Consider the following 25849-nt stretch of genomic DNA (forward strand, 5'->3'; position numbering starts at 1 on the left):
ATGGTCAGTCCACCTCCGGTTTGAGGGCGCGCAGGTACACGATCGAAAACAGCGCTCCGACGAGCAGCAGGATCGTGGCGATCGCCGTGCCGAACCCGAGTTTGCCGAACTGGAACGCCTCCTGATACGCCAGCACCGGCAGCGTCGAGCTGTCGGTGCCGGGTCCGCCGCCGGTCATGACGAAGATCAGCGTGAACACCGAGAGCGTCTGAAGCGTCGTCAGCATCAGGTTGGTCGAGATGCTGCGCCGGATCATCGGCACGGTGATGAACGCGAGTCGCTGCCATCCGCGTGCCCCGTCGACCTCCGCGGATTCGGTGATCTCGGGAGGGACATCCTGCAGCGCTGCCGAGTAGACGAGCATCGAGAAAGCGGTGCCCCGCCAGATGTTCGCCAGGATCACCGCGAGCATCGGAGTCGCATACAGCCAGTTCGTGCCCTCGAGCCCGATGGAGGCGAGCAGGGTGTTCAAGGTGCCGGTGTCGTTGAAGAACGCGTACGCGGCGAATGCCGCCACGATCTCGGGAAGCACCCACGCCGTGACGACGAAAGTACCGACCATGCCTCGCGTGAATCGGTTGGATGACCGCATGAGGATCGCAAGGGCGAGGCCGATGATGTTCTGGCCCACGATGGCCGACGCGACCAGGAACAGCAGCGTCAGCATCACCGATTTCGGGAAGTCCGGGTCGGCGAACAGCTCCTCGTAGTTGTCGAAGCCGACGAAGGACGAGCCCCGAGCGGCCGACCCCGTGAGGGATGCATCGGTGAACGAGCCGTAGAACGAACTGATCACCGGCCCCAGCAGGAAGATCGCGAGGAGCACGATCGCGGGCACCAGCGGAATGCTCCGCACCAGCGATCTGCGGGTGCCGGCCTTCGACCGGCCGGGCCGGGGAGCAGGTCCCCGGCCCGGCGGGGCGTCCGGTCGCACTTGGGCGAGCGTGGCCATCGGCTACTTCGCGCTCGTCGTGTTCTCTTCGCCCACGATGCCGACGACAGCCTCGTCATAGGCGGCCGCGGCCTCGGCCGGACTCTGCTGTCCGGTCATGACCGCCTCCATCGCGATCGTGATCTCGCTGGAGATCTGGCCGTAGTCGCTCGTGGCCGGACGGAAGTTGGTGACGGACACGATTTCGGAGAAGAAGCCGAAGCTCGGGTTCGCAGCCTGGTAGTCGGGGTCCTCCGAGACGTCGCTGCGCACCGCGATCTGGCTGGCGGCGATGTCGTAGGCCTGCGAGTTGTCCTTGTCGAGCGCCAGGGCGATGAAGTCCCACGCGGCATCCTTGTTCTGCGACTTCGAGCCCATGGCGAGGGTCCAACCGCCCGACATGCTCGTCGCACCGGGCTCGTCGCCGTTCTGCGTCGGCATCGGTGCCTGCGCCATGACGTTGCTCCACTCGGGCCACGGGGCGGTGCCGGTCTCGAGCCAAGTGCCGCTCAGCCACGAGCCGTCGAGGCCGATCGCGAGGGTGCCCTGCGGGAACCACTCGGACGCGACGAGGTTGCCGACGTTCTTGTCGAGTGCCTGTTCGGGAGTCGGGCCGAGGCCGCCCTGGTAGAGGTCCTCGATGAAGGTCAGCGAGTCTTCGAAGCCCTGCGAGCCCGTCACCCACTTCTTCTCGTCGGTGTCGTAGAGGGTGTCGCCGGTGCCGTAGAGCAGCATCTCGAACCCCTGCATCGCGGCTGCTTCACCCTGGGCCTTGCCCGAGTAGACGTTCAGCGGCACCACGTCGGGCAGCTCGGCCTTGACGGTCGCGGCCGCATCGAGCACGTCTGCCCAGGTCGTCGGCTCCCACGGCACGGGGATGCCCGCCTGCTCGAACACCTCGGTGTTGTACCAGAGCGCCCGGGTGTCGGTGCCCATCGGGATGCCGTAGGTCTTGCCGTCGCCGCCGAGACCGGCGCTCTTCGCGTTGTCGTAGAACGCACCCCAGTCCTCCCACGACTCGGTGTACTCGTCGAGAGGGGCGAGATAGCCGGCGTCGGCGTCGGATTCCACCATGAAAGTGTCCTCGTACATCACATCGGGCGCCGTCGATGCCGACTGGTTCATGAGCGCCAGCTTGGTGAAGTAGTCGTTCTGCTGCGCCTCGATCGGCACGAGCTCGACGGTCAGACCCTCGTTCTCCGCCTCGAACGCGGCCTTGACCTCCTTCATGTGGTCGTCGAGCTGGGTGAAGGTGCCGAACTTCTGGTAGGCGACTTTGATCGTGTCGGACGATCCGCCGTCATCGGCCGAGCATCCTGAGAAGGCCAGTAAGCCCGCCGCGGCGAGCGCGACGGCTGCGGTGAATGTGTGCTTCATCGAATCTCCTTGTGATTTCCTCTGGGTGGCGGGGGTGGGGGCCGCCGCGGCTTCGGTGCCGCGGTCGACGCACTCCCGAAATGGTCGAACGGATGCCGGTGGCATCCGTTGCATCAGTACAGGTCGCTCCACTGGCTCGGCGTCCAGCTGAGCACCGCGAAGATCTGCGTCATTGCGGCCTGCTCGAGCAGCTGAGTGTGCCCGTTGAAGACGAACAGCCCGGTCTCGGCGTCGCGGTTGTCCGCCCAGACCTGGTCGGCGTAGTCCTGCATCGCGTCGTGATACTTCGAACCACGGGTCTCCGACTCGAGGAGGAGCAGGTTCTTGAAGAAGATCGAGTTGAAGAAGGCGGGCTGGTCGGCCAGTCGCCCTTCGGTGACGTAGTACCGGTAAGCGGCGTCGGCGATCCGCTCGGCCTCATCGAGGTATCGATGGTCGTTCGTCACCTCGGAGAGGAGCACGTTGACCCCGACCGGCACGCCCTGGTTGTACGACCAGACCGTCGGCTCGATGGTCCCGGTCAGGTCCACGTGGTCGGAGTACAGGCCGTCAGGTCGCTGCAGGTTCTCGTTGGTCCACTCGTACATCCGCAGTGCCCAGTCGAGGTACGCCTGCTCTCCGGTGATCTGGTGGAGCCGCAACCCCAGTTGGGCTCCTGGCATGTTCGAGACGGTGTTCCGGTCGCTGCTCCATGGCGCTTGCGTCCAGAAGACGCCGCCGGGGTTCGGATGGCTCTGGTCGGTGTCCCAGCCGGAGACGACGAGGTCGAAGATCTGTTCTGCGCGTTCGAGCGCCGCCTCGTCGCCGTCGGTCAGGTACCGCTGCACGTCGAGGAGGCCGACCCACTCGTTGTCGTCGTAGAAGTAGTCGCCGCCCTCGCCGTACTCCCCGACCGGGTACGAGGCGTACCCGGGCAGTCCGGTCGTTCCGCCATCGGCATCCCAGTAGTGCTCTTGCGCCGAGGCTGCGGTCGCAAGGGCCGCGTCGTACCGACGGCCGTTCGATCCGTGCTGGTTGGCGAGGTCTGCGATGGCGATGTGCGCCTGGGAGAACGGCCACTCGAACGCAGAGGGGCGATCGCCGTCTTCCACCGGGTACTGTTCGCGGAAGAGGCCGCTGCCGTCGTCGACCGCGAAGTGCTCGTGCATCGACAGGAACGCCGAGTGCGCACGTGCGGAATTCTGGTGACGGGTGGCCGGGTGGTGCCGCTCATCGGAGTGGGCGGCCGGTTCGGACGTGGCCGCCAGGGCCGGGGTGGATGCCGAAAGCAGGAGTGCCGATGTCGCCGCGACGGCGAGCGCTGCGGCAAGTGTGCTCTTCATGGATCTCCTTTGATTCCAAGTTCCTCCCTTTGCGGCGTCGATGCCGAGGGAGCCCATCTCGTATAACTAAAAAGCATGGACTAATTCTTGTCAACCGTTCTGCGGTCACTGAGCTTCGTCGATCGTCCGGTACTTCCGCCCCGGCGGGCGACCGCCTCAGCCCGAGATCAGCAGCGCTGACGGGCGCGGCGACAGCACGTCGTCCAGCACGAGGCATGCGGCGCCGACGGCCGCGACGTCATCGCCCGTCTTCGAGACGGTCATCACGATGGGATGCGTCGTGACGAGTGCGCTCGACGAATTGACGAGCTCGGAGACCCGAAGCAGCAACGACGACGAGACACGATTCCAGTACGGCCCCCCGAACACCACCGTGTCGAGGTCGAGCAGGTTCGCGACGGTCACGACGGCGACGGCGATGCGGTCGGCCATCACCTCGAGCACTTCGGATGCCTCAGCGTCGCCGGAACCCGCCAGCGCCGCGATCTGCGCGAGACCGTCGTCGATTTCCCGGCCGCCCAGGCGCTCACAGGGCGCGACGATCAGGCCGGAGGTGATGGCCGAGCCGACGACGGCTCGCGGCATGATCGCGTCGCCGAGGCATCCGCGACGCCCGCAGCCGCAGAGCGGACCCTCGGGATCGACGATGATATGCCCGGCGTCGCCCGCGTTGTTCGTCGCGCCCCGCACCGCCTCGTGCGCGATCGCCAGGCCGACACCGACGCCCGTGCCGTAGTAGAAGAACATGAAGTCATCCCGCTCCTGCGCGGAACTCATCCAGAGCTCCGCAACCGTCGCCGCGGTCACGTCCTTCTCGAGCAGCACCGTCAACCCGGTCGACTCCGCGAGGGCGTCCCGGAGCGCGACCCCGTGCCACCCCTCGAGGAGCGGTGGATCGAGCACGACACCGCGTTCGAGGTCGAGTGGCCCCGGTGCCGCGATGCCGACGCCGAGAATGCGAGCGCGATCGACGCCCGCCTCGGCGATGATGGCCTCGATCGAGTCGTGCATGCCGGCGATCACCCGATCGGGCGCCACCCCGGAGGGCGTTCTCGTCGCGGAGTGGGCGACCACCCGGCCGTCCAGGTCGAGCACGACATACGTGATCACGGCCGGGTCGAGGTGAACGCCGATCGCGTAACCCCCCGCGGGATCCAGCTCCAGGATGATGCGCGGCTTGCCGACACCGAGGATGCGTTGCCCCGCCTCGCGGATGATGCCCTCATCGAGCAGGCGGCGCGAGACGTTCGACACGGTCTGCGCGCTCAGCCCGGTCTGCTCGGCGATCTCAACTCGGCTCAATCCGTCGCGAGTACGCCGGATCGTGTCGAGTATCACGATCTGGTTGAACCCGCCGAGCGCTTGGACGTTCGTGCCTCGTCGCATGCACACCCCCTCGAGCCGCCTCTGCCACCAGTATGCCGTTCGGGCAGTGCATGGTCGGGCAGTGCATGGTCGGGCAGGAGCGGCCGCCCGGGCGTCAGCGCGTGTTCAGGCGGGTCCACGCCTCGAGTGCTGCGGCCATCTCGGCCTGCTTCTTGCTCGACCCCTCGCCTTTCGCCTCGACGAGGTCGCCGACGACGACGGTCGCGATGAAGTGCTTGTTGTGATCGGGACCGCTCTCGGCGACCGTGTACATCGGTGCGACGGCGCCCCGGCGGGCGGCGATCTCCTGCAGGCTCGTCTTCGGGTCCATGGCAGCGCCGAACCGGGTCGGGTCTTGCATGAGCGGAGCGACGAGTTGCAGCACGAGCTTCGTTGCGGCGTCGCCGCCGGCATCGAGGTAGACGGCACCGATGATCGCCTCGACGGTGTCGGCGAGGATCGAGGGCTTGTCGGCACCGCCGGTCATCGTCTCGCCGCGTCCCAATCGCACGTACGGCCCGATGCCGATCGCGCGGCCCACCTCGGCCAGCGCAACGCTCGAAACGAGGCTCGCACGCCGCTTGGCGAGTTCGCCCTCGTCGAGGTCGGGGTGGTCGCGAAAGAGCTTCACCGTCACGGCCTGTCCGAGAATCGAGTCGCCCAGGAATTCCAGGCGCTCATTCGTCGGGATTCCGCCGTTCTCATACGCGAATGACCGGTGCGTGAGCGCGAGGCCGAACAGGGCCGGATCAATCGAGATCTGCAGTCGTTGCTGCAGCTCTTCGAGTGTTCGATCCTCTGCCCCGGTGAGCTCCGTTCGCGTCACGACCGGTCGTTCGGGTGTCTGGGGCCGACTAGACGTCGGCGACCTTGCGGCCCTTGTACTCGAGGAACAGCGGGGTACCCGCTGCATCCTCGACGACCTTCGCGCGGTGCGGAAGGCTGTAGGTGACCTTGCCGTTCTCCACGGTCTTGACGAGCGTGGGAACCTCGGCCTTCCACTGCGCACGGCGCATGTGGGTTCGGGCGCGTGACTTCTTCCTCTTGGGAACAGCCATGACTATCTCTCTTCTCTCTGCTGGTCGGCGCCGGATGCGGCATCCGAGCCGTTGTCTTCGGAAGCCTCGAACCCCGAGAGCGCGGCCCAACGTGGGTCGCTGTGCTCAGGGGTGACGAGTTCCGGATGATCGGCCAGTCGGAGCCCTGTCTCGGGGTCGAGACCCGGGCAATCCGGTCGGCACACCGGCTGAAACGGCAGTGCCAGCACTACCGCATCTCGGATGAGTGATTCAAGATCCACGTGGTCGTCTTGAACCTCATACTCGATAGCTTCCCCAGAATGATACCCGAAGAGCTCTTGGAACTCGACTTCGACCGGAAGCGCGATGTCGATGAGGCATCGACCGCACTCCCCCTCGGCGACCGCGTCGATCTCTGCCGAGACGAGGATGCCCTCGTGCACCGACTCGAGTCGCACCTCGAGATCGAGCTCCGAGCCGGGGCGCACAGCCACGAGTCCCTCGCCCATCTGCTCGCCGACGGCGACGATGAACGGGTGCTCGCGCATCTCGCCGGGACGGTTGACGAGGTCGCGCACGTTGACGCGGTACGGGGAATACTTGATGGCCACGATCGACGATTCTACGCGCCGGCAGATGGACGTTCGCCGAACGCGCGCCGTGCCCCCTCGAAGAGCGACCTCGGTGCGAGCACGGCCCGCACGCGCGCGGCCGGCGTCGAGCCGGTCAGCAGCGCCGCGCGAACGAGCGAGAGGTCGTCGAGCAAGATGCTGCCGGATGCCGCGAGATCGCCGCCCGGCCCGTATCGCTCACGCTCGACCGCGTCACGCAACGCGACGAGTGCGGCCTCGGTTCGCGGATCCTCGAACCCGTCACGCCCGGTGAGCGCCGCAGTGAAGGCTCGCGGCGTCTCGGCAGCGTCGCCTCCTGCGCGGAGATCTCGCGCGGTGGCGATCACCTCGTCCCACGCGGCATCCGCGGGTCGCTCACCAGTCACCACTCGACGGCGTCGGCTCCAGCGCTGGCCGAGTCTCAGCACCGCGGGCAGGAGCAGCACGAGTGCGACGACGAGCGCGACCGGCACGCCGCGCTGCCACCATGAGTTCGCAGCGAGCGCGTCGCCGCCCTGCCCGGCCAGATCGCGGTCGGGATCGAGTTCGGGGCGACCGCTCGCACCGGGGGTCGACGGCGCAACACTCGGCGCCGTCGCACCCGAATCCTCGCCAGCGCCCGGTCGCGAGTACTCGGGTACGCTGCCCCGACCCGGCGTCGGCTCGAACGGCACCCAACCGACACCCTCGAAGTACAGCTCCGGCCAGGAATGCAGGTCATGGGAGTCGACTTCGACACGCTGCACACCGTCGACCCGCTCTTGCATGGGCGTGCCCTGGGTGTAGCCGAGGGAAATGCGCGACGGGATGCCGACCTCGCGAGCGAGCACCGCCATGGTCGAGGCGAAGTGCACGCAGTAGCCCGCCTTCGTCTCGAGGAATTCGGCGATGACGTCGAATCCGCCGCCGTCGTACCCGTCAGTCACCGGCGCCTCGGTCGAGTAGTCGAACTGGCTCGACCGCAAGTACGCCTGGATCGCCACGGCCGCATCGTAGGGCGAGGCCGCGTTCGACGCGACCGCAGCGGCCGTCTCGGTGATCACCGACGGAATCTCATCGGGCAGCTCGAGATACCGGTCGAGCTCAGGCGGAGACGCACGCCCCGCGTCACGAAGCTGATCGACCGTGGGCTCGACCTCGAGTCTCGTGACCCGGTAGCGCTGGCCGCCGGTGTTCGTGTCGACGCTGCGCACAGCGAGGCTCTCGGCGTCCCAGAACCACGAGCCGTTCAGTCCCTCGATGCGCGAGGACGGATACGGCACCGGCAACCACGTGGTCCGCACCTCGTCGACGACGACCTCGATCGGATGCTCCGAGGTCGAAACGTCGTCGGAGAGACCGTCTGGGCGCGGCATCGCGTCGACGGTGTTGTCGCCGTCGACGGCCGAATCGGTCGCCCCCCACACCTCGCCTTCGAAGCGATCGAGGGTGAGGAGCGTGAAGTAGGGTCGGTCGGCGTCGCGTGCGAAGTAGTGGAACGCCGGCCGCGGCTCGGGTCGCCGGAGGTCTCGTCCGAGGTCGATGAACGGACTCACCCCCCGCGCGAAGAGCGTGCCCTGGCTCGGTGAGCCGAGCAGCAGGCTCGTCGACACACTCGGGGTCGACGCGGCCAGCACCGACGCGGCGAGGAGCCCGACGGCCGCGAGCCCGAGGGAGACGCCGAAGGTCGAGACGATCGGCACACGCTTCGGAGGGATGATCGTCGCGACGTTCTCGCCCTCGTCGACCGTCATCAGTCGGGCCCGGCGCCGCACCCTCACATCGACGCGGAGGAGGAGGAGGTACGCGGCCGCTGTGAGCACGAGGGTCGGCACCTCGGCGCCCGCCTCGATGATGAAGCCCGGAACGAGGATGGGTACGAGCGCGGGCGCGGCGGCGAGCGCGGGCATGCGGAGAGTCTGCACGAGGATGTCGGTGATGACCGCCATCAGTCCGACGCCGAGCGCGAGTGCGAAGAGCAGCGGGGGCACGGGAATGGCGGGCACCGATTGCTGCTCGATGGTGCGCTGCGCGCCCGACAGGAGCCCTCCGAAGGTCTCGAACGTGCCCTGCGTCGGTACGATGAGCGCGATGCTCGTGGATCCGCCGAAGACGAGCGTGAGCAGCAGCAGGAGCACCACGAGCTCGAGCACCGGCACGAGCGAGGCTGGGGTGCGCACTGCGCGGAGCGCAGTGCCGGAGAAGAGCGTTCCCGCAGCGATGAACGCGCAGAGCCACCACCAGCCGCTGCCGGCGATCAGCGGACCGAGCGCCATCGCGGCGATCGCGAGCAGCAGGAACGATGCGGCGGTCAGCGCGAGCCGCTGCGCCCGCGACAGGGGAACCGGGTCAGGGCGCATCGTTCAGCCCCGCCCTTCACCGTCGCGCCGCGATGCCGATTGGACCGGACCGGACCGTGCAGGGAGCGTCGTGCCCGACCATGCTGCACCGATGTCGGCGGCCCGTCGCACGCGTACCACGCGCCAGTCGGCCTTCTCCAGCGCGTCGACGATGCCGGCGCCGACACCCTCGGTGACGAACACGACGGCCGGTTCGAATGTCGTTCGGAGTGCCACGAGGGTGCGCGCGTCATGCTCGTCGGGGTCGACGAGCACCGCGAACCCCGGCATACGTGCGTCACGGCCGCGCGGGCCCGACTCGGGCGACGACTCGTGCACCGCCTCGCGTGCGTTCGTGTGCTTGGGCGGACCGTCGAGCCTCGCCAGGTCTTCGAGCAGCATGCGATCGCCGCCCGGCATCCGGTACCCGGCTCCCGATTCCTCGGAGAGCAGGCTGCGCTCCGGGTCATCGACACGGTCGCAGCGCACCCGGAACCCGCGCTCCAACAGGTGCATGCCGATCGAGGCGACGATCTCGACGCCGAGTTCGAATCCGAAGTGCGGGCCGACGTCGCCGTCTCGCCGGAGTGCCGACGCCTTCGGCCGCCCGGCGAGCGTCGTATCGAGGATGATGCGCGCTTCGGGATCACCGCGCTGCTCCTCTTCGCGCACCATGAGCTCACCGCGGCGTGCGGTCGCAGCCCAATTCACCCGGCGAAGCGGATCGCCGTACCGATACTCGCGAGCGATGAGCTCGTCGGAGTTGGGGTGTGAGCGTCGCTGCAGACCGTTGAGCACGCCGTCGACGCTCGCCGCCGAACCGAGCGCGGCGTCGAGCGGGGTGATCCGCGGGGTCACGGCCACCTCGTGGCCGTTGCCGACGTCGCGTTCGATGCGCGCGAGGCCGAACGGGTCGGCGATGACCACCCGCAACGGACCGATCTGGTACATGCCTCGCCGTGGCATCCGGAGCCGGTATTCGAGACGAGCCGAGTCGTCGCCGGTCGGCAGCATGGATTCGTGCGGCCCGATCGCCGGGAGGATCGCCTCGGCCGGCGCGGTCAGTGCCGTGGGCACGCGATCACGCCAGTGCGCGCCGTCGAAGGTGCGACGCGACCGGTTCTTCACGACGAGTGAGACCAGCGTCGATCCCCCGGCAGCGACCACGTGCGGTGAGAATCGGCGGGTAACGGCGATGCGGGGATTTCGCATCACGACGAAGAGCGCGGCGACGGCCGGCATCGCGATGCCGACGAACGCGAGCACGAGGATGTCACGCAGATCGAACCACAGCGACACCGCGAGGAGCAGTGCCCCGACGATCACGAGCGTCGCACCCCGCCGGGTGAGTCGCGGCCAGGTCGCGACTCGAGCGGAGCGGGGGTGCCACATTTCAGTTCCTTCGCGCGCTGCCGACCGGAACCGGCGTCTCCCCCACGATGCGGCGCACGATGGCGTCGATGAGCGGCCCGCTGTCACGGTCGTGCGCCCCGATCGCACGACTGGTGGGCACGAGGCGATGGGCGAGCACGGGCACCGCGAGCGCGTCGACGTCGTCGGGCAGCACGAAGTCGCGGCCGTGCATCGCCGCGTGCGCCTTCGCCGCGCGGATGAGCTGCAGCGTGGCGCGCGGACTCGCACCCAGTCGCAACTGACGGTCTTCGCGAGTGGCCCGAGCGAGGTCGACGGCATACTCTTTGACCGGCTGCGAGGTGAACACGTGCTGCACCGCCTCGATCATGCCGCGAAACTCTTCGAGAGTGACGACCGGCTCGAGGTCGTCGAGCGGGCTCGAGGTCTCGCGCGTCGAGAGCATCGCGAGTTCATCGGCCGACGACGGGTACCCCATGGAGATGCGGGCCATGAACCGGTCGCGCTGCGCCTCGGGCAGCGGGTAGGTGCCCTCCATCTCGACCGGGTTCTGCGTCGCGATGACCGTGAACGGCGGCTCGAGGTGGTACGTCGTGCCGTCGGCGGTGACCTGCCGCTCTTCCATGCACTCGAGGAGCGCCGACTGCGTCTTCGGACTCGCGCGGTTGATCTCGTCGCCGATCACGATGTTGGCGAACACGGGCCCGTGCTTGAACTCGAATCGCCGACTCGCCTGGTCGAACACCGAGACGCCCGTGACGTCGCTCGGCAGCAGGTCGGGGGTGAACTGGATGCGGCTGACGGTCGCGTCGACCGAGCGGGCGAGGGTCTTGGCGAGCATCGTCTTGCCGACGCCGGGGACGTCTTCGATGAGCAAGTGCCCCTCGGCGAGCAGCACGGTCAGGGAACTGGTCACGGCGTCGCGCTTGCCGGCGATGACCGTCTCGACGTTCTGCACGATCGAGGCCGCTCGAGCGCCGACCTCGTCGATGCCCATCTTCGCGGCGATGGCGGTGACCTCGGTCATGGTGTCGTCGCCGCCTGCAGGTAGTCGGCGACGACGGCCGGCACGTAGGGTGCGACGTCGCCGCCGAGCGCCGACACCTGTCTCACGAGCGAACTCGAGACGTGCGCATTCGCAGGGTCGGGCAGGAGGAAGACCGTCTCGACCCCCGCGAGGTGCCGATTGACGATCGCCATGGGCGTCTCGTACCCGACGTCGAGCTGCGACCGCACGCCCTTGACGAGCACCGAGGCACCGACGTCGCTGCAGTAATCGACGAGGAGACCCATGGTCCACGACGCCACGACGATGCGCCCCTCGATGCCGGCGTCGGCGATCGAGCGTTCGATGAGCGCGACCCGCTGGGCGATCGGCAACAGCGCGGTCTTGTCGGGATTGTGCACGACGACGACGTGCAATTCGTCGTAGAGCCCCGCTGCTCGCCCGATGACATCGAGATGGCCGAGCGTGACGGGGTCGAACGATCCTGGGACGACGGCGATCCGCTGCATACGCACCAGCGTACTGCCCGGATGCCACAGCGTGAGGTGCTGTGGAGAGTCTCAGCCCTTGCTCAGGTACCCGCTCGCCTCCTCGTCGAGACGTCGCCGAACGGCGGCGGCGAGAGCGGGGTGATCGGCGAGCCCGTCGCCGCTCGCCAACAGCTCCTGCGCGAGTTCTCGCGCCTCGGCGATGAGGTCGCCGTCGCGGGCGACCCTGAGCAACTTCAGCGACGAACGGCCACCCGATTGCGTGGCGCCCAGCACGTCGCCCTCCTGCCGCAGTTCAAGGTCGGCCTGGGCGAGCTCGAAGCCGTCGAGCGTCGCTGCGACCGTCTCGACGCGCTGCAACCCCAGCGACCCCGGCACTGCGGACGTCACGAGCAGGCACAGACCCGGCACACTGCCTCGACCGACGCGGCCACGCAATTGGTGCAACTGCGAGACGCCGAATCGGTCGGCATCGACCACGACCATCGCACTCGCGTTCGGCACGTCGACGCCGACCTCGATGACCGTCGTCGCGACGAGCACGTCGAGCTCGCCTGCTGCGAACGCACGCATCGTGGCGTCTTTCTCCTCGGCCGACATGCGACCGTGCAACGGTGCGATGCGAACGTCGGCGAACCGGTCGTCGGCCCGCAGCTCGGCGAGCACCGCGGTGACGGATGCGACGGGCCCGGCGGCATCTGCAGAGCCCTCGTCGCCCCGCCCCTCTGCACCCGAACCCACATCTTCGACGACTTTCGCCTCGATCGCCGGACACACGACGAAGGCCTGGCGCCCCTGACCGATCTCTTCCGCGAGCCGTTCCCAGATGCGCTGGCGCCACGTCGGCCGGATCGCGAGCGGTACGACCTGCGAGGTGATGCCGGCGCGGCCGGCCGGCAACTCACGGATCGTCGACACGTCGAGATCGCCGAACACCGTCATCGCGACGGTGCGCGGAATGGGTGTCGCCGTGAGCACGAGCACGTGCGGCGGGTTTCGGCCCTTCAGGCGCAACGCCTCGCGCTGCTCGACACCGAATCGGTGCTGCTCGTCGACGACCACGAGGCCGAGGTCGGCGAAGGAGACCGTGTCTCCGAGGAGGGCATGCGTGCCCACGACGATGCGCGACTGCCCGGCCGCAGCGCGCAGCATGGCCTTCTTGCGCTGCGCCAACGGCAGCTGGCCGGTGAGGAGGGTCGGCACGAGTTCGGCGGCGAGGTCGGGGCCGAGCATCTTCGCGATCGAACGCAGGTGCTGGCCGGCCAGCACCTCGGTCGGTGCGAGCAGAGCGGACTGCCCACCGGAATCGGCGACGGCGAGCATCGCCCGCAGCGCGACGACGGTCTTGCCCGAGCCCACCTCGCCCTGCACCAGCCGGTTCATCGGCACCGGTTCGCCGAGGTCGTGCGCGATCTCGGCGCCGACCTCGTTCTGGTCGCCGGTGAGGGTGAACGGCAGCACGGCGTCGAAGCGCTCGAGCAGCCCACCGGGTACCGGCTGCCGCGCCGCCGTCGTGTGCGTGCGGAGTTCGGCACGCCGCTCGAGCAACGCCGTCTGCAGGACGAACGCCTCGGTGAAGCGCAGGGTGCGCCGTGCGCTCTTCCAATCGCCGTCGCGTTCGGGCCGGTGCACGAATTCGAGTGCCTCGCGGTGGGCGAGCAGCGACTTCGCCTGCCGCACGCTCGGCGGGATCGGATCGTCGAGCGGCGCAAGCCCGTCGAGCACGAGCGCGACGGCCTTGGCGATCTGCCAGCTGGCGAGGGTGCCCGTCGCAGGATAGATCGGGATCGGCGCCTCGGCCCACCGCTTCGCCGCGGCGTCGCCCGCCTCGACCGGCGCAGCTTCGTCGAACAGCTCGTAGTCGGGGTGTGCGAGCTGACGCTGACCCTTGTAGTCGCTCACCTTGCCGGCGAAGATGCCGCGCCGCCCGGGGCGGAGATCGGCGGCCCGCCAGCGCTGGTTGAAGAACGTGAGGGTCAGCACACCCGTGCCATCGGTGATCTTCGCCTCGACGATCGAGCCGCGCCGCGCGCGCATCGAACGCTCGCCGACCTCGATCACCTCGGCGATGATCGTGATGTTCTCGTCGAGTGGCAGCGACTCGAGCGCGGTCAGCTCACCCCGCATCGCATACCGACGCGGATAGTGGGCGAGGAGGTCTCCGACGGTGCGGTGGCCGAAGCCGCGCTCGAAGGCCTGCGCCGTGCGACCGCCGAGTGCTCCCGAGAGTTTGGAGTCGAGGGTGAACGCGCCGGGGGCGGCCTCGCCGCCCGCCGTCACCCCTGCACCATCGGTCATGCGTCGATCGTAGGCTCCGCCTCCGTCAGCGCGGCGAGCTCGGCCTGCACGTACGGGTCGGCGGGGCGGGCCGCTGTGAGTTCGCGCTGCATCGCGAGTGCTTCGTCGGTGCGACCGACGCTGCGCAGGCACCGTGCGACCGACCAACGGGCGACGTGGCGTTGCTCGGCGGTGCCGTAGCGATCCGCCGCCTCGACGGCCTGCTCGAAGTGCGAGAGCGCCGCCTCGGCGCGCCCGCCGTCGTGAAGGGTCCAGCCGAGGTTGTTGTGCAGTGCGACCCCCCATCGACGCACTCGGGGGTCGCGCGCACCGGCGAGCACGTCGAATCCCTCGGCGGCCCACTCCTCCTCGTGCCCGACATCGTTCAGGGCGAGCATGTGCAGCGCGTCGAGCACGAGGAACGGCGAGCCGGCGAGCGCGGCCTCGCGAACACCGCGGGTGAGTTCGGGCACGGCATCGGCAGGGCGGGCATCGGATGCCGCGAGCCGGCCTCGTTCGATGGCCACCCGCGCCCGCAACTCCGCGGCATCCGCCTCGACATCGTTGGCGGGGGTATCGGACGCGACCGTGTCGAGCACGGCGAGCGCCTCGGCCAGCCGCCCCTGGATGCCGAGCGCCCGCGCAAGCTGGGTCGCCATCACGGCGCGCACGTGCGCGGAGTTCCCGTCGTCATCGTCAGCGGCCTCCCGGAACCGCTCCTCACTGGCCGCTGGGTCGCTGAAATCCCAGAGTCGGTCGATCATCTGCTGTTCGGCGCCCCGGTGTCGGGACGGTTCGGCGGGCACCTGGTCGGTCGAGTCATCCACCCTCCCATCATGGCAGCGCAGCGGGGTCGCCCGTTATGCTGCCGAGAGCATGACCCGCATCATCGCCGGATTCGCCGGCTCTCTGACCCTCCGGGTGCCGCGTTCCGGCACCCGTCCGACGAGCGACCGGGTGCGCGAGGCGATCTTCTCCGCCCTCGAGGCACGAGACGCCCTCGAGGGCGCACGAGTGCTCGACCTGTACGCCGGATCCGGTGCGCTCGGGCTCGAGGCTGCGAGCCGCGGCGCGACCGACGTCGTCCTCGTCGAACGTGCCAAACCCGCCGCCGAAATCTGCCGCGCCAACGCCGGAGCACTCCTGAAGGCGACACGCGGCCACCACGCACCGCACATCCGAGTGGTCGTGCGTGCGGTCGCCGCCTACCTCGACGGCGCGCCGGCCGGCGTCGACATCGCGTTCATCGACCCGCCCTACGAGCTCGACGACGTCGCGCTCGCCCGGGATCTCGAGCTGCTCGCACCCCTGCTCGCCCCGGATGCGATCGTGATGGTCGAGCGCAGCTCCCGCTCACCCGAACCTCGGTGGCCGGCGGGCGTCGCCGCCGAACGTCGGCGCGACTACGGTGAGACCACCCTCTGGTGGGCGAGCACGACGAACGCGGTGAACCCGGCAACCACGGATCAGCCCGATCGGCCATCCCAGCCGGAGTAGGGATCCCACCCGGAGGCGTCGATCGCGACCGCGTCGACGAAGAGCTCACCCGCGGCTGCCGTCACCAGGCCGATGCGCTCGAACGGCTCGGGCAGCGCCGCGTCGGGCGGGAACGTCGCGAGGAGCCCGTGGTCTTCCCCGCCTGCGAGCGCGAGCCGCACATCCGGCCCGAGCGCGGCGGCCGAGAAGTCGAACCCGACGCCGCTCGCCACCGCGATGCGGCGGGCGTCGCGAGCGAGCCCGTCGGAGACGTCGAGCATCGCCGTGGCCCCGGCCTCGGCTGCGACGACCCCGGCCGCGACCGGCGGGGAGGGTGCGAGCTGCGCGCCGATGAGCTCTGGAAACCGGGCGCGGAGTGATTCGGCCAGCTCGGCATCGGGCGCGCCCGCGGCATCCGTCGCCTCGTCGAACAGCAGCGCGAGCCCGCGGGCGGCGTCGCCGCGCGCACCTGCGTGCGCCACGACGTCGCCGGGACGTGCACCGCTGCGGGTCACCGGTGCACGACCCTCGAGGTCGCCGAAGGCGGTCACTGCAATCGTCATCACAGCCGAGGCCGACAGGTCGCCGCCGACGACGCCCGCGCCCGGCGCGAGCACCGCGAGCGCCTCGCGGACGCCATCCGCGATGCCCTCGAGCACCGACGCATCCGTCGACGGCGGGACGGCGATCGCCACGACGAGCGCGGTCGGCCGGGCGCCCATCGCCGCGACATCCGTGAGGTTCGTGGCGGCCGCCTTCCACCCGAGCTCGAACGGGGTCGACCACGCGAGGCGGAAGTCGGGCCCGTGCACCATGAGGTCGGTGGTCACGACGAACCGCCCGTCGGCTGCAGAGACGACTGCTGCGTCATCGCCGGCGCCGAGGAGCGCAGCGTCGCCCGGGCGCAGTCGCGGCAGGATCAACCCGAGCACCGCGTCTTCGCCGAGCGCGCCGACGGTTCGAGAGTGCGCCGCGGCATCCGCTGGCTGAAGCTCGTGCATGCCCATCACGCTAGCGTGCGCGCCGTCAGCAGTTGGGTCGGCAGGCCCGCTGCGAGAGCGCGTCGGTGAGCACAACACTCAGGTCTTCCGGGCGGGCTGCGGAGTAGGCAGCGCCGCCGGTGGCCTCGGCGATCCTGCGCATCGAATCGATATCGGTGTCGGGGCCGATGCCGATGAGCACCACGGGCACCGGCTTGTCAGGGTCGTTCAGGGCTGCGAGCTCGGCCAGCACCTGTTCGCCCGAGATGCCGACCTCGTCTTCGTTGCGCCCGTCGGTGAGCAGCAGCACCGAATTGACCTTCGCGGGGTCGTACGTCTCGAGCACGCTCTTCACCGCCGCGAGCGTGGTGTCGTAGAGGCCCGTCGCGCCGCCCAATCGTGCCGGCAGTGAGGCGATGACCTCGTTCATGTGCTGCTTGTGGGCGTCGCTGGAGAGGCGATCGATCGGCGCGAGCTCCTCCCAGTCCTGCTCGCCGACTCGAAGTGTGGAGAACCCCCACATGCCGAGGTCGACCTGCTCCGAGAATTGGTCGATGGTGGCCGCTGCTGCCTGCTGGAGCACATCGATGCGACGCTGACCGGACACGGTCGGCTCCTCCATCGACCCCGAGAGGTCGACCACGGCGAGGATGCGCGACCGCACGCTCACGACGCCCCAGGTGCGCAGAATCGCGACTTGAGCGGATGCCGCGGCCGAGCTCACCTCGATCGGCGTCTCGATCACGCCGTCCTGCTCGAGTTTTCCGCCGCCGCTGCCGTCGCGGAAGCCGTCGGTCGCGAATTGCGTGCTCGCCTCCCAGAGGGCGATCTTCAATGCGCCGAGCTCGCGGGCACGGAGCTCGAGCGCGAGGCTGTCGGCATCGGGTTCGGCGCGTGCCTCACCCTCGGCGGGCAGGTTCTTGGCGAGCTCGCTCTCCTCGAGGAGCCGAAGGAACGGGTAGCTGAGTGCGAGGCTTCCATCGCTCGGGTAGAGCGCCACGAGCGGGTCGGCGCCCTCCTTGCGGTTGTGCAGGGCAATTTGCTGCTCGCTGGCGATCGCCACGGTGCCGGGCTCGCTCACAGTGAGCGCGGCGAACGCCGCGTCGGCGTTCGCGGGAACTTCCCCGTTGAGCCTGAACATCGCGTCTTGGAACTGCCGCGGCTGGGTGATGTCCACCTCGCCCTGAAGCGACTGCAGCGCGCTCAGGCTGGCCGACGATGCCTCTGGATCGGGCAGCAATGCGTCGAACTGGTCGATCAGCAGCCCTCTCCAGCTGAGGTCGACGCCGGTGAACTCCTCGGCGCGGCTCACGGGAGCGGCGAAGATCACCGGGCTCGTCGCGATCGAACGTTCGAGCGCGATGTCGGGCACCGGGCGACCGAGGGAGCGCGCCATGCTCGACATGCGCACGAGCCAGACCGGCGAGTCCGGAATCCACGCGTCGACCGCGGACGCGTTGCCGGAAGCGAGCACGGCAGCAGTGTCGGCCGACGCCTGCGCCTGCACCTCGGTGTGCGAGCATGCCGCCTCGCTCGCGTCGTACTCGGCCGCGACGGCTTGCACCGTTGCCGCGATCGCCGGGTCGGCCACGACGGTCAGTTCGGCCGGCTCGGTGCACTCGACGACCGGATCGAGCCAGGCACCGAGTCCGCCGGTGGCCCACGCGGTGCCGACGGCTCCGACGCCGCCGACGAGTACGACGGTCGCGACCGCCGCGGCGATGACGGTGTTCGTACGGCGCCGCCGCTTCCTATTCTGCTCTCGCTCGCTTCGACGACTCACTCGTGCTCCATTGCTCGTCGGTGAGTAGTTTCGCTCACCGCGCTCGGGATCACCGCGATCGTTCAGGGGGTCCAACGGGGTAGGGCATCGCGGCGTGCTGCTAAGCATCATGACATTCGATCACCCGAAACGCATCTTCCGCGTCGGTCCGGAGCTGGGCGGCACCCGGCTTCCGGCCGTCTCAGTCGCGATATCCTGAGCAGGATGTCTCTGTCACCCCAGTCCGCCCGACCGCACCTGCGGCTCCGAGTACTCGCTTCGGCGGCCCTCACCGCGGCCTCGGTGTTCGTGCTCGCCGCGTGCAGCCAGACCGTGCCGGTCGAGACCGCACTCGAGGCGAGTGATGTCGATTGCGCCGCCGTCGTCGTTCGATTGCCCGACACGCTCGCCAAAGGCACGGATGCCGAGCAGGTGCAGCGTGAGACGAACGCGCAGGGCACCGGCGCATGGGGCACGCCGGCTTCGGTGGTGCTGCGCTGCGGGGCGGAGACGCCGGGCCCGACCACCGATCGCTGCGTCAGCGTCAACGGCGTCGACTGGGTCATCGACGAGTCTGAAGCCCCGCAGTACCTGTTCACCACCTACGGGCGCACGCCCGCCGTCGAAGTGCTCGTCGACAACGACGTCGTCTCGGGCACGACGGTGATCACCGAGCTCGCTGCCGCGGTCTCCGTGATTCCGGCCGATGGTGCGTGTACGACACTCGACGATCCCGTCGAGTGACGTCTGCAGGTTGAGCCCGCCGAAACCCACCTGACGTCTGCAGGTTGAGCCCGCCGAAACCCACCTGACGTCTGCAGGTTGAGCCCGCCGAAACCCACCCGGGCGTCGACGGGCTCAACCCTCGACGCCGCTACCGACTGCCGCGCGCGTGGCCTCCATCGATCAGTTCGGCGATCAGATCGGTGTAGCTGAGTCCCGACTGCTGCCAGCACGTCGGGAACATCGAGATCGGAGTGAAGCCCGGCATCGTGTTGATCTCGTTGACCACGTACCCCTCACCCGTGAGGAAGACGTCGACACGTGCGAGCCCTTCGGCGCCGATCGCCTCGAACGCCCGCCGCGCGGTGCGCTGCAATTCGAAGAGCTCACCGTCGCCGAGATCTGCCGGGCAGATCAGCTCGACGCCCGGGGCGTCGAGGTACTTCGCGTCGAAGTCGTAGAACTCGCGGCCGCTGACGACGACCTCGCCGGCGACGCTCACACGAACGGATGCTCCGCCGCCGCCGCCGAGCACACCGCACTCGATTTCGCGGCCGACGACCGCCGCCTCGACGAGCACGGTGCCGTCTTCGGCGAAGGCCACCTCGAGCGCGTCGTCGAGGCCCGCCCAGTCGCTCACCTTGGTGACTCCGACGGACGAGCCTGCACGGGCGGGCTTGACGAACACGGGCAGGCCGAGCGCCTTGGTGCGACGCTCCCAGAGCTCACGGTCGTCGTTCCATGCCGGCCGGGTCAGCGTGACCCACGGCGCCACAGCGATGCCAGCGCCCTCGAGCACCGTCTTCGTGAAGTGCTTGTCCATGCCGATCGCCGAGGCGAGCACGCCGTTGCCGACGTACGGCAGGCCGAGCAGCTCCAGCAGCCCCTGGATCGTGCCGTCTTCGCCGAACCGCCCGTGCAGGATGGGGAAGACCACGTCGACGTCGCCGAGCGAGCGCTCGCCTGAAGAGGCAGTCCCACTGAGCTCCGTCGAAGTGTCCGTCACCCGCAACTCTCGCGACGACGCGCTCTCTGGCCAGTGCACGCGGCTTCCGTTGTCGGCGACCTCCGGCAGGCGCGCCGGATCGAGCGCGAAGCGATCGGGGTCGTCGGACTCGAGCACGAAGGCGCCGTCACGGGTGATGCCGACCGGGATCACCTCGTAGCGACTACGGTCGATCGCCCGGAGCACTCCGCCCGCCGTGGCGCAGCTGATCGAGTGCTCGCTGGAACGCCCGCCGAACAGGAGAACCACCCTGAGCTTGTCCATCGATCGTCCTTTCGCCTTGCGGCTCGTCATCGGTCGTGAGGTGGGGCGCGATGTCCTTCGGGTCGAGGGTGCCCGCGAGCACCTGTCGCACCTGTTCGACGATGGGCATCTCCACGCCCATCGCTCGCGCCAGTTCGAGGATCGGCCCGACGGATGCGAGCCCCTCGGTGGTCTGCTGCATCTGATTGACGACGTCGTTCAGGTGGTACCCCTGGCCGAGGAGCCGGCCCGCCGTGTTGTTTCGCGAAAGCGGTGACTGGCTCGTCGCGATGAGGTCGCCGAGCCCGGCGAGCCCCGCGAGAGTCTCGGGGTGCGCTCCGTAGGCGACCGCGAAGTCCGTCATCTCGACGAGACCTCGGGTGATGATCGAAGCCTTCGTGTTCTCGCCGTAGCCGACGCCGTCGACGATGCCGATCGCCACGGCGATGAGGTTCTTCAGCACGCCGCCGAACTCGGTGCCGATCACATCGGTGTTCACGAACGAGCGGAAGTAACGGTTGCGGGCGACGGATGCCACGGCCTGCGCCGTCTCGAGACTCGTCGAGGAGACCACGGCCGCCGTCGGCTGCTCCTTCGCGATCTCGAGTGCGAGGTTCGGCCCCGAGATCACGGCGATCTGCGACGGTTCGATGCGCAGCACCTCGGCGATGACCTCGCTCATGCGCTTGCCCGTCGACTTCTCGACGCCTTTCATGAGCGAGACGACGGTGGATGCCGCGTGCAGGTGCGGCGCCATCGTGGTGAGGTTCTCGCGCAGCGACTGGCTCGGCACCGAGATGTACACCTGCTCGGCCCCCGCAAGCGCGAGGTCGAGTCGACTCGTCGCCCGCAGGCCGAGCGGCAGGTTGACCCCCGGGAGGTAGTCGCTGTTGCGCTTGGCCTCTTGGATCTCCCGCGCGAGTTCTGGGCGCCGCGCCCAGATGACGACGTCGGCACCGCCATCGGCGAGAATCTTCGCGAACGTGGTTCCCCAGCTGCCCGCGCCGAGCACCGCGACGCGCTTGCCTGCGGTCTTCCTGGCCGGAGTTCTAGTCTTCAATGCGACCTGTCTCCTTCTGGCCGTGCGCCGTCGGATCCCAGCGCTGCTCGGGAGCAGCTTCACCGCGCACTTCGGAGAGGAGCTCCGCGATGGCGTTCATCAGCTGCTCGGTGGCCGCGAGCAGCGTGCGCTGGTCGAGCGGCTTGCCGCGGTACGCACTGAGGTCGAGCGGTTCGCCGATGATGACGTCGATGGTATTGCGGGGGAAGACGCTGATCTTCTTGCTGTAGCGCGGCATGAGCCCCTGCGTGCCCCAGTGCGCAGCGGGGATGATCGGGATGTCGCGTTCGAGCGCGATGCGCACCGCGCCGGTCTTGCCCCGCATCGGCCAGAGATCGGGGTCGCGAGTCAGCGAGCCCTCGGGGTAGACGACGACCAGCCGCCCCTTCTCGACGAGCTCTTCGGCCGCACGGAGCGCCGTGTGGGTCTTGCTGCCCGCGCGCTCCACGGGGATCTGGCCGGAGGTGCGCAGAAGCCAGCCGAGCACCGGGTTCTTGAACAACGAGGCCTTCGCGAGGAAGCGCGGCGCTCGGCCGAGCTTCCATGCCGCAGCACCCATCACGAGCGGGTCGATCTCGCTGTAGTGGTTCGGCGCCAGCACGAAGGCGCCGGACTGCGGCATCCGCTCGGGGTAATGGAACCGGAAGCGGGTCGCGAGGTTCAGCGGCGGCAGCGCGATGCCGGCGAGGAGCCAGAAGAACGAGGGGCGGCGGGTCTCCGAACGTGCCTTCACCGAGGTGTTCGAAGACGGGTCGTCGTGTGGCACTCCCCCATTATCCTTCGAGTTCGAAATCCGCCCCGAGCAACTCGAGCTTCGTGATGAAGTCCTCGTAGCCGCGCGCGATGATTCCGACGTTCGACACGGTCGACCGGCCTTCGGCGGTGAGCGCCGCGATGAGGTGGCTGAAGCCGCCGCGCAGGTCGGGCACCTCGATGTCGGCTCCGGTGAGCTTCGTCGGGCCCGAGATGACCGCGGAGTGCTTGAAGTTGCGCTGACCGAATCGGCACGGGCGGCCGCCGAGGCACTCTTTGTGCACCTCGATCGATGCACCCATCTCGACGAGCGCGTCGACGAAGCCGAAGCGCTGCTCGTAGACCGTCTCGTGCACGATCGAGACGCCCTTCGCCTTCGTGAGGGCGATCACGAGTGGCTGCTGCCAGTCGGTCATGAACCCGGGGTGCACGTCGGTCTCGATGATGACGGGCGAGAGTTCGCCGCCGGGGTGGAAGAAGCGGATGCCGTCTTCCTGGATCTCGAAGTCGCCGCCGACCTTGCGGAAGACGTTCAGGAAGGTGAGCATCTCGGCCTGGCGCGCACCGCCGACGAAGATGTCGCCGTCGGTGGCGAGGGCGGCCGCGGCCCAGCTCGCGGCCTCGTTGCGGTCGAAAAGCGCTCGGTGCGTGTATCCGTCGAGTTTCTCGACGCCCTCGATACGGATGACGCGGTCGGTGTCGACCGTGATGATCGCACCCATCTTCTGCAAGATGTTGATGAGATCCATGATCTCGGGCTCGATGGCCGCGCCAGAGAGTTCGGTGATGCCGTCGGCGAGCACCGCGGTGAGCAGCACCTGCTCGGTCGCACCGACGCTCGGGTACGGCAGCGACACCTTCGCCCCGTGCAGACCGCCGGGGGCGGACATGCGGATGCCACTCGGCAGCTTCTCGACGATGGCGCCGAAATTGCGCAGCACCTCGAGGTGGAAGTCGATCGGGCGGTCGCCGATGCGGCAGCCGCCGAGATCGGGGATGAACGCCTCGCCCAGACGGTGCAGGAGCGGACCGCAGAACAGGATCGGGATGCGCGAAGAACCCGCGTGCGCGTCGATGTCGGCCATGTGCGCCGTCTCGACCGCAGACGGGTCGAGGATGAGCTCGCCTTCGACGGGGCCGTCGGTGACGGTCACGCCGTGCACCTCGAGGAGGCCTCGTACGATGCGCACATCACTGATGTTCGGAACGTCTTTCAACACGCTGGGGGTGTCGCCAAGGATCGCTGCCACCATCGCCTTGGTGACGAGGTTCTTCGCGCCCTTCAACTCGATGCGGCCGCGAAGCGGTTTGCCTCCGTTGATCGTGATCTTGTCGACGTTCAACCCGACTGCCGTTCCGTGGTTCTTTGCATCCTGCCCGATCGTGTTCACAGACTCCCTGATTCCGCCGGCTCCCGGATGGGGAGCGTTTTCGGCCGCCACGATTCTCGATGAGACTCGAATTCGGCGATTGCTGGTTCATCTCTGAGGGTGAGCCCGATGTCATCGAGCCCCTCGAGCAGCCTCCACCGAGTGTAGTCGTCGAGGTCGAACGGCACTCTGAGCGACCCTACGGCCACAGTTCGCTCAACGAGATCGACCGTCACGGCTATTCCCGGATCGGCCTCGACGACCTCCCAGAGCCGTTCGACGTCTTCGTAGGCGACTTGCGCTGCGAGGAGGCCTTGCTTGCCCGAGTTGCCACGGAATATGTCGCCGAATCGCGAGCTGATGACGACGTCGAAGCCGAAGTCGCGCAGCGCCCACACGGCGTGCTCGCGACTCGAGCCCGTGCCGAAGTCGGGGCCCGCGATGAGCACCCTCGCTCCCTGGAACTCGGGGCGGTTCAGCACGAACTCGGGGTCTTGACGCCAGGCGTGGAAGAGCGCGTCTTCGAAGCCGGTCTTCGTGACGCGTTTCAGGAACACCGCGGGGATGATCTGGTCGGTGTCGACGTTCGAACGGCGCAGCGGGGCTGCAGTGCCCGTGACGGTGGTGATCTTCTCCATGACTACGCCTCGTTCTCTGAGATCGCTGAGCTCGCTGAGTTCGCTGAGCTCGCCGAAGCTGAGCTCCGTTCGCTCCCCAGCGGCACCGCAGCCACGTCGCTGCGCGACGCGCCGGAACCGGCCGCTGTGGGCCCAGGCTCAGGGAACTGCTCGGCGAGATCCCACGGGCTCGACAGGGTTCCCCGGATCGCCGTGGCCGCAGCGACGAGCGGGGACACGAGGTGGGTGCGGCCGCCTTTGCCCTGCCGGCCCTCGAAGTTCCGATTCGAGGTCGAGGCGCAACGCTCGCCGGGGGCGAGTTGGTCGGGGTTCATGCCGAGGCACATCGAACAGCCCGCGAAGCGCCATTCGGCCCCGAACTCGGTGATGATCTTGTCGAGACCCTCGGCCTCAGCCTCGAGGCGTACGCGGGCCGAACCCGGCACGACCATGACGCGCACGCCGTCGGCCTTCTGCTTGCCCTGGATGATCGAGGCGAATGCACGCAGGTCTTCGATGCGGCTATTGGTGCACGAGCCCATGAAAACCGCGTCGACCCTGATCTCTTTCAACGGAGTGCCCGGCTCGAGAGCCATGTATTCGAGCGCACGCTCGGCTGCCGCACGTTCGTGCTGGTCGGCGATCGCCGCGGGGTCGGGAACCGCTTCTGAGAGCGCGACGCCCTGGCCGGGGTTCGTGCCCCACGTGACGAACGGCTCCAGCGCGTCGGCGTCGATGAAGACCTCGGCGTCGAATTGCGCACCCTCGTCGGTCGCGAGGGTCTCCCAGTATTCGACGGCCGCCTGCCAATCGGCGCCTTCCGGCGCGTGGGCGCGACCCTTGAGGTAGTCGTACGTCGTGGCATCCGGTGCGACCATGCCGGCGCGTGCGCCCGCCTCGATCGACATGTTGCAGATCGTCATGCGACCGTCCATCGAGAGGGCGCGGATCGCGCTCCCTCGATATTCGAGCACGTAACCCTGCCCGCCGCCGGTGCCGATCTTCGCGATGACCGCGAGGATGATGTCTTTCGCGGTGACGCCCGGGCGCAGAGCCCCCTCGACGTTGATGGCCATCGTCTTGAACGGCTTCAAGGGGAGGGTCTGGGTGGCGAGCACATGTTCGACCTCGCTCGTGCCGATGCCGAAGGCCATCGCACCGAATGCGCCGTGCGTCGACGTGTGCGAGTCGCCGCACACCACCGTGATGCCGGGCTGCGTGAGACCGAGCTGCGGCCCCACGACGTGGACGATGCCCTGCTCCTTGTCGCCGAGCGAGTGCAGGCGGATGCCGAACTCGGCTGCGTTGCGTCGCAGAGTCTCGATCTGCGTACGGCTCGTGAGGTCGGCGATCGGCTTGTCGATCTCGAGAGTCGGCGTGTTGTGGTCTTCTGTGGCGATCGTGAGATCGGGCCGGCGCACCGGGCGACCGGCCACTCGCAAGCCGTCGAAGGCCTGGGGGCTCGTGACCTCGTGCACGAGGTGCAGGTCGATGTAGATGAGGTCGGGAGTGCCGTCTTCGCCCTGCGTGACCAGGTGCGCGTTCCAGACCTTCTCGGCCAGGGTGCGCGGGCGCTCGCCCGTCGCGATGGCGCTGTTCGAGCGTGCTGCATTCATGCGATCTTCTTCCTCAGTTCCAAGGGTCAGCCGACGACGAACTCCGCGACGGGGAAGGCCTTAGAACGAGGCCCCATCGCGGCACCGAAGGAGAAGAAGTCGTCGTGCGCGCACCACTTCAGGCTAACACTTCGGAATCGCCGGGCTCGCCACGCACG

The 25849-nt window shown here is 68.5% G+C and carries 23 protein-coding genes; 2 read left to right on the forward strand and 21 right to left on the reverse strand.

Annotated features, from left to right (window positions below; translation table 11 throughout):
• Positions 1-4: 4 nt before the first annotated feature.
• The 13 genes from AC1C2U_RS04175 to AC1C2U_RS04235 form a co-directional block, all read right to left on the reverse strand.
• Complete coding sequence (locus tag AC1C2U_RS04175) at positions 5-952, reverse strand: carbohydrate ABC transporter permease (RefSeq protein ID WP_495360447.1); 948 nt, start codon at positions 950-952, stop codon at positions 5-7.
• A 3-nt stretch (positions 953-955) separates the two neighbouring features.
• Positions 956-2308, reverse strand: a complete 1353-nt coding sequence (locus AC1C2U_RS04180) for an extracellular solute-binding protein (RefSeq protein WP_495360448.1) — start codon at positions 2306-2308, stop codon at positions 956-958.
• A 113-nt stretch (positions 2309-2421) separates the two neighbouring features.
• Positions 2422-3630 (reverse strand): glycoside hydrolase family 76 protein, encoded by a 1209-nt coding sequence (locus AC1C2U_RS04185; RefSeq protein ID WP_495360449.1) that lies wholly within the window; start codon positions 3628-3630, stop codon positions 2422-2424.
• 156 nt (positions 3631-3786) lie between these two features.
• Positions 3787-5016 carry an ROK family transcriptional regulator gene (locus AC1C2U_RS04190; RefSeq protein WP_495360450.1) on the reverse strand — a complete coding sequence of 410 codons (1230 nt, stop codon included), beginning with the start codon at positions 5014-5016 and terminating at the stop codon, positions 3787-3789.
• Positions 5017-5110: 94 nt separating this feature from the next.
• Positions 5111-5821 (reverse strand): ribonuclease III, encoded by a 711-nt coding sequence (gene rnc / locus AC1C2U_RS04195; protein WP_495360451.1) that lies wholly within the window; start codon positions 5819-5821, stop codon positions 5111-5113.
• Positions 5822-5849: 28 nt separating this feature from the next.
• Positions 5850-6053, reverse strand: a complete 204-nt coding sequence (gene rpmF / locus AC1C2U_RS04200) for a 50S ribosomal protein L32 (RefSeq protein WP_495353628.1) — start codon at positions 6051-6053, stop codon at positions 5850-5852.
• 2 nt (positions 6054-6055) lie between these two features.
• Complete coding sequence (locus AC1C2U_RS04205) at positions 6056-6625, reverse strand: YceD family protein (protein ID WP_495360452.1); 570 nt, start codon at positions 6623-6625, stop codon at positions 6056-6058.
• An 11-nt stretch (positions 6626-6636) separates the two neighbouring features.
• On the reverse strand, positions 6637-8964 hold the full coding sequence (locus tag AC1C2U_RS04210) for a transglutaminase TgpA family protein (protein WP_495360453.1): 2328 nt from the start codon (positions 8962-8964) through the stop codon (positions 6637-6639).
• Between the two features lie 3 nt (positions 8965-8967).
• Positions 8968-10335: a DUF58 domain-containing protein gene (locus AC1C2U_RS04215; RefSeq protein ID WP_495360454.1), complete on the reverse strand. Its 1368-nt coding sequence runs from the start codon at positions 10333-10335 to the stop codon at positions 8968-8970.
• 1 nt (position 10336) lies between these two features.
• Complete coding sequence (locus AC1C2U_RS04220; RefSeq protein ID WP_495360455.1) at positions 10337-11341, reverse strand: AAA family ATPase; 1005 nt, start codon at positions 11339-11341, stop codon at positions 10337-10339.
• Positions 11338-11829 carry a pantetheine-phosphate adenylyltransferase gene (gene coaD / locus AC1C2U_RS04225; protein ID WP_495360456.1) on the reverse strand — a complete coding sequence of 164 codons (492 nt, stop codon included), beginning with the start codon at positions 11827-11829 and terminating at the stop codon, positions 11338-11340. Before coaD ends, AC1C2U_RS04220 begins: the two co-directional genes overlap by 4 nt.
• A gap of 51 nt (positions 11830-11880) precedes the next feature.
• Positions 11881-14106: an ATP-dependent DNA helicase RecG gene (locus AC1C2U_RS04230; protein WP_495360457.1), complete on the reverse strand. Its 2226-nt coding sequence runs from the start codon at positions 14104-14106 to the stop codon at positions 11881-11883.
• The gene (locus AC1C2U_RS04235) at positions 14103-14912 is read right to left on the reverse strand and encodes a tetratricopeptide repeat protein (protein WP_495360458.1); all 810 of its coding nucleotides are present in this window, start codon (positions 14910-14912) and stop codon (positions 14103-14105) included. The genes AC1C2U_RS04230 and AC1C2U_RS04235 overlap by 4 nt, the downstream gene beginning before the upstream one ends.
• A 49-nt stretch (positions 14913-14961) precedes the next feature.
• On the opposite strand from AC1C2U_RS04235, the gene rsmD reads away from it, so the two are divergent.
• Positions 14962-15582 carry a 16S rRNA (guanine(966)-N(2))-methyltransferase RsmD gene (gene rsmD, locus AC1C2U_RS04240; protein WP_495360459.1) on the forward strand — a complete coding sequence of 207 codons (621 nt, stop codon included), beginning with the start codon at positions 14962-14964 and terminating at the stop codon, positions 15580-15582.
• On the opposite strand, the gene thiL is transcribed toward rsmD, so the two are convergent.
• Together thiL and AC1C2U_RS04250 are read right to left on the reverse strand one after the other, a co-directional pair.
• The gene (thiL, locus tag AC1C2U_RS04245) at positions 15552-16562 is read right to left on the reverse strand and encodes a thiamine-phosphate kinase (RefSeq protein ID WP_495360460.1); all 1011 of its coding nucleotides are present in this window, start codon (positions 16560-16562) and stop codon (positions 15552-15554) included. The genes rsmD and thiL overlap by 31 nt on opposite strands.
• Positions 16563-16587: 25 nt before the next feature.
• A complete protein-coding gene (locus tag AC1C2U_RS04250) occupies positions 16588-18324 on the reverse strand; it encodes a VWA domain-containing protein (protein WP_495360461.1) in 1737 nt (578 codons plus the stop codon).
• A gap of 204 nt (positions 18325-18528) precedes the next feature.
• Here AC1C2U_RS04250 and AC1C2U_RS04255 point away from each other — a divergent pair, with 204 nt between their 5' ends.
• Complete coding sequence (locus AC1C2U_RS04255; RefSeq protein WP_495360462.1) at positions 18529-19047, forward strand: DUF3515 family protein; 519 nt, start codon at positions 18529-18531, stop codon at positions 19045-19047.
• A gap of 130 nt (positions 19048-19177) precedes the next feature.
• Here AC1C2U_RS04255 and AC1C2U_RS04260 read toward each other — a convergent pair whose 3' ends face one another.
• The 6 genes from AC1C2U_RS04260 to leuC are packed head-to-tail and all read right to left on the reverse strand — an operon-like array spanning position 19178 to position 25691.
• Positions 19178-20296 (reverse strand): D-alanine--D-alanine ligase family protein, encoded by a 1119-nt coding sequence (locus tag AC1C2U_RS04260; protein WP_495360463.1) that lies wholly within the window; start codon positions 20294-20296, stop codon positions 19178-19180.
• On the reverse strand, positions 20196-21335 hold the full coding sequence (locus tag AC1C2U_RS04265) for an NAD(P)H-dependent glycerol-3-phosphate dehydrogenase (RefSeq protein WP_495360464.1): 1140 nt from the start codon (positions 21333-21335) through the stop codon (positions 20196-20198). Before AC1C2U_RS04265 ends, AC1C2U_RS04260 begins: the two co-directional genes overlap by 101 nt.
• Positions 21325-22101: a lysophospholipid acyltransferase family protein gene (locus AC1C2U_RS04270; RefSeq protein ID WP_495360465.1), complete on the reverse strand. Its 777-nt coding sequence runs from the start codon at positions 22099-22101 to the stop codon at positions 21325-21327. The genes AC1C2U_RS04265 and AC1C2U_RS04270 overlap by 11 nt, the downstream gene beginning before the upstream one ends.
• Before the next feature lie 7 nt (positions 22102-22108).
• Positions 22109-23479 carry a UDP-N-acetylglucosamine 1-carboxyvinyltransferase gene (gene murA / locus AC1C2U_RS04275; RefSeq protein WP_495360466.1) on the reverse strand — a complete coding sequence of 457 codons (1371 nt, stop codon included), beginning with the start codon at positions 23477-23479 and terminating at the stop codon, positions 22109-22111.
• A complete protein-coding gene (leuD, locus tag AC1C2U_RS04280) occupies positions 23476-24096 on the reverse strand; it encodes a 3-isopropylmalate dehydratase small subunit (protein WP_495353612.1) in 621 nt (206 codons plus the stop codon). Before leuD ends, murA begins: the two co-directional genes overlap by 4 nt.
• Before the next feature lie 2 nt (positions 24097-24098).
• Positions 24099-25691 carry a 3-isopropylmalate dehydratase large subunit gene (gene leuC, locus AC1C2U_RS04285; RefSeq protein ID WP_495360467.1) on the reverse strand — a complete coding sequence of 531 codons (1593 nt, stop codon included), beginning with the start codon at positions 25689-25691 and terminating at the stop codon, positions 24099-24101.
• Positions 25692-25849: the final 158 nt, after the last annotated feature.

This window comes from Agromyces sp. Y575 (assembly GCF_059445445.1).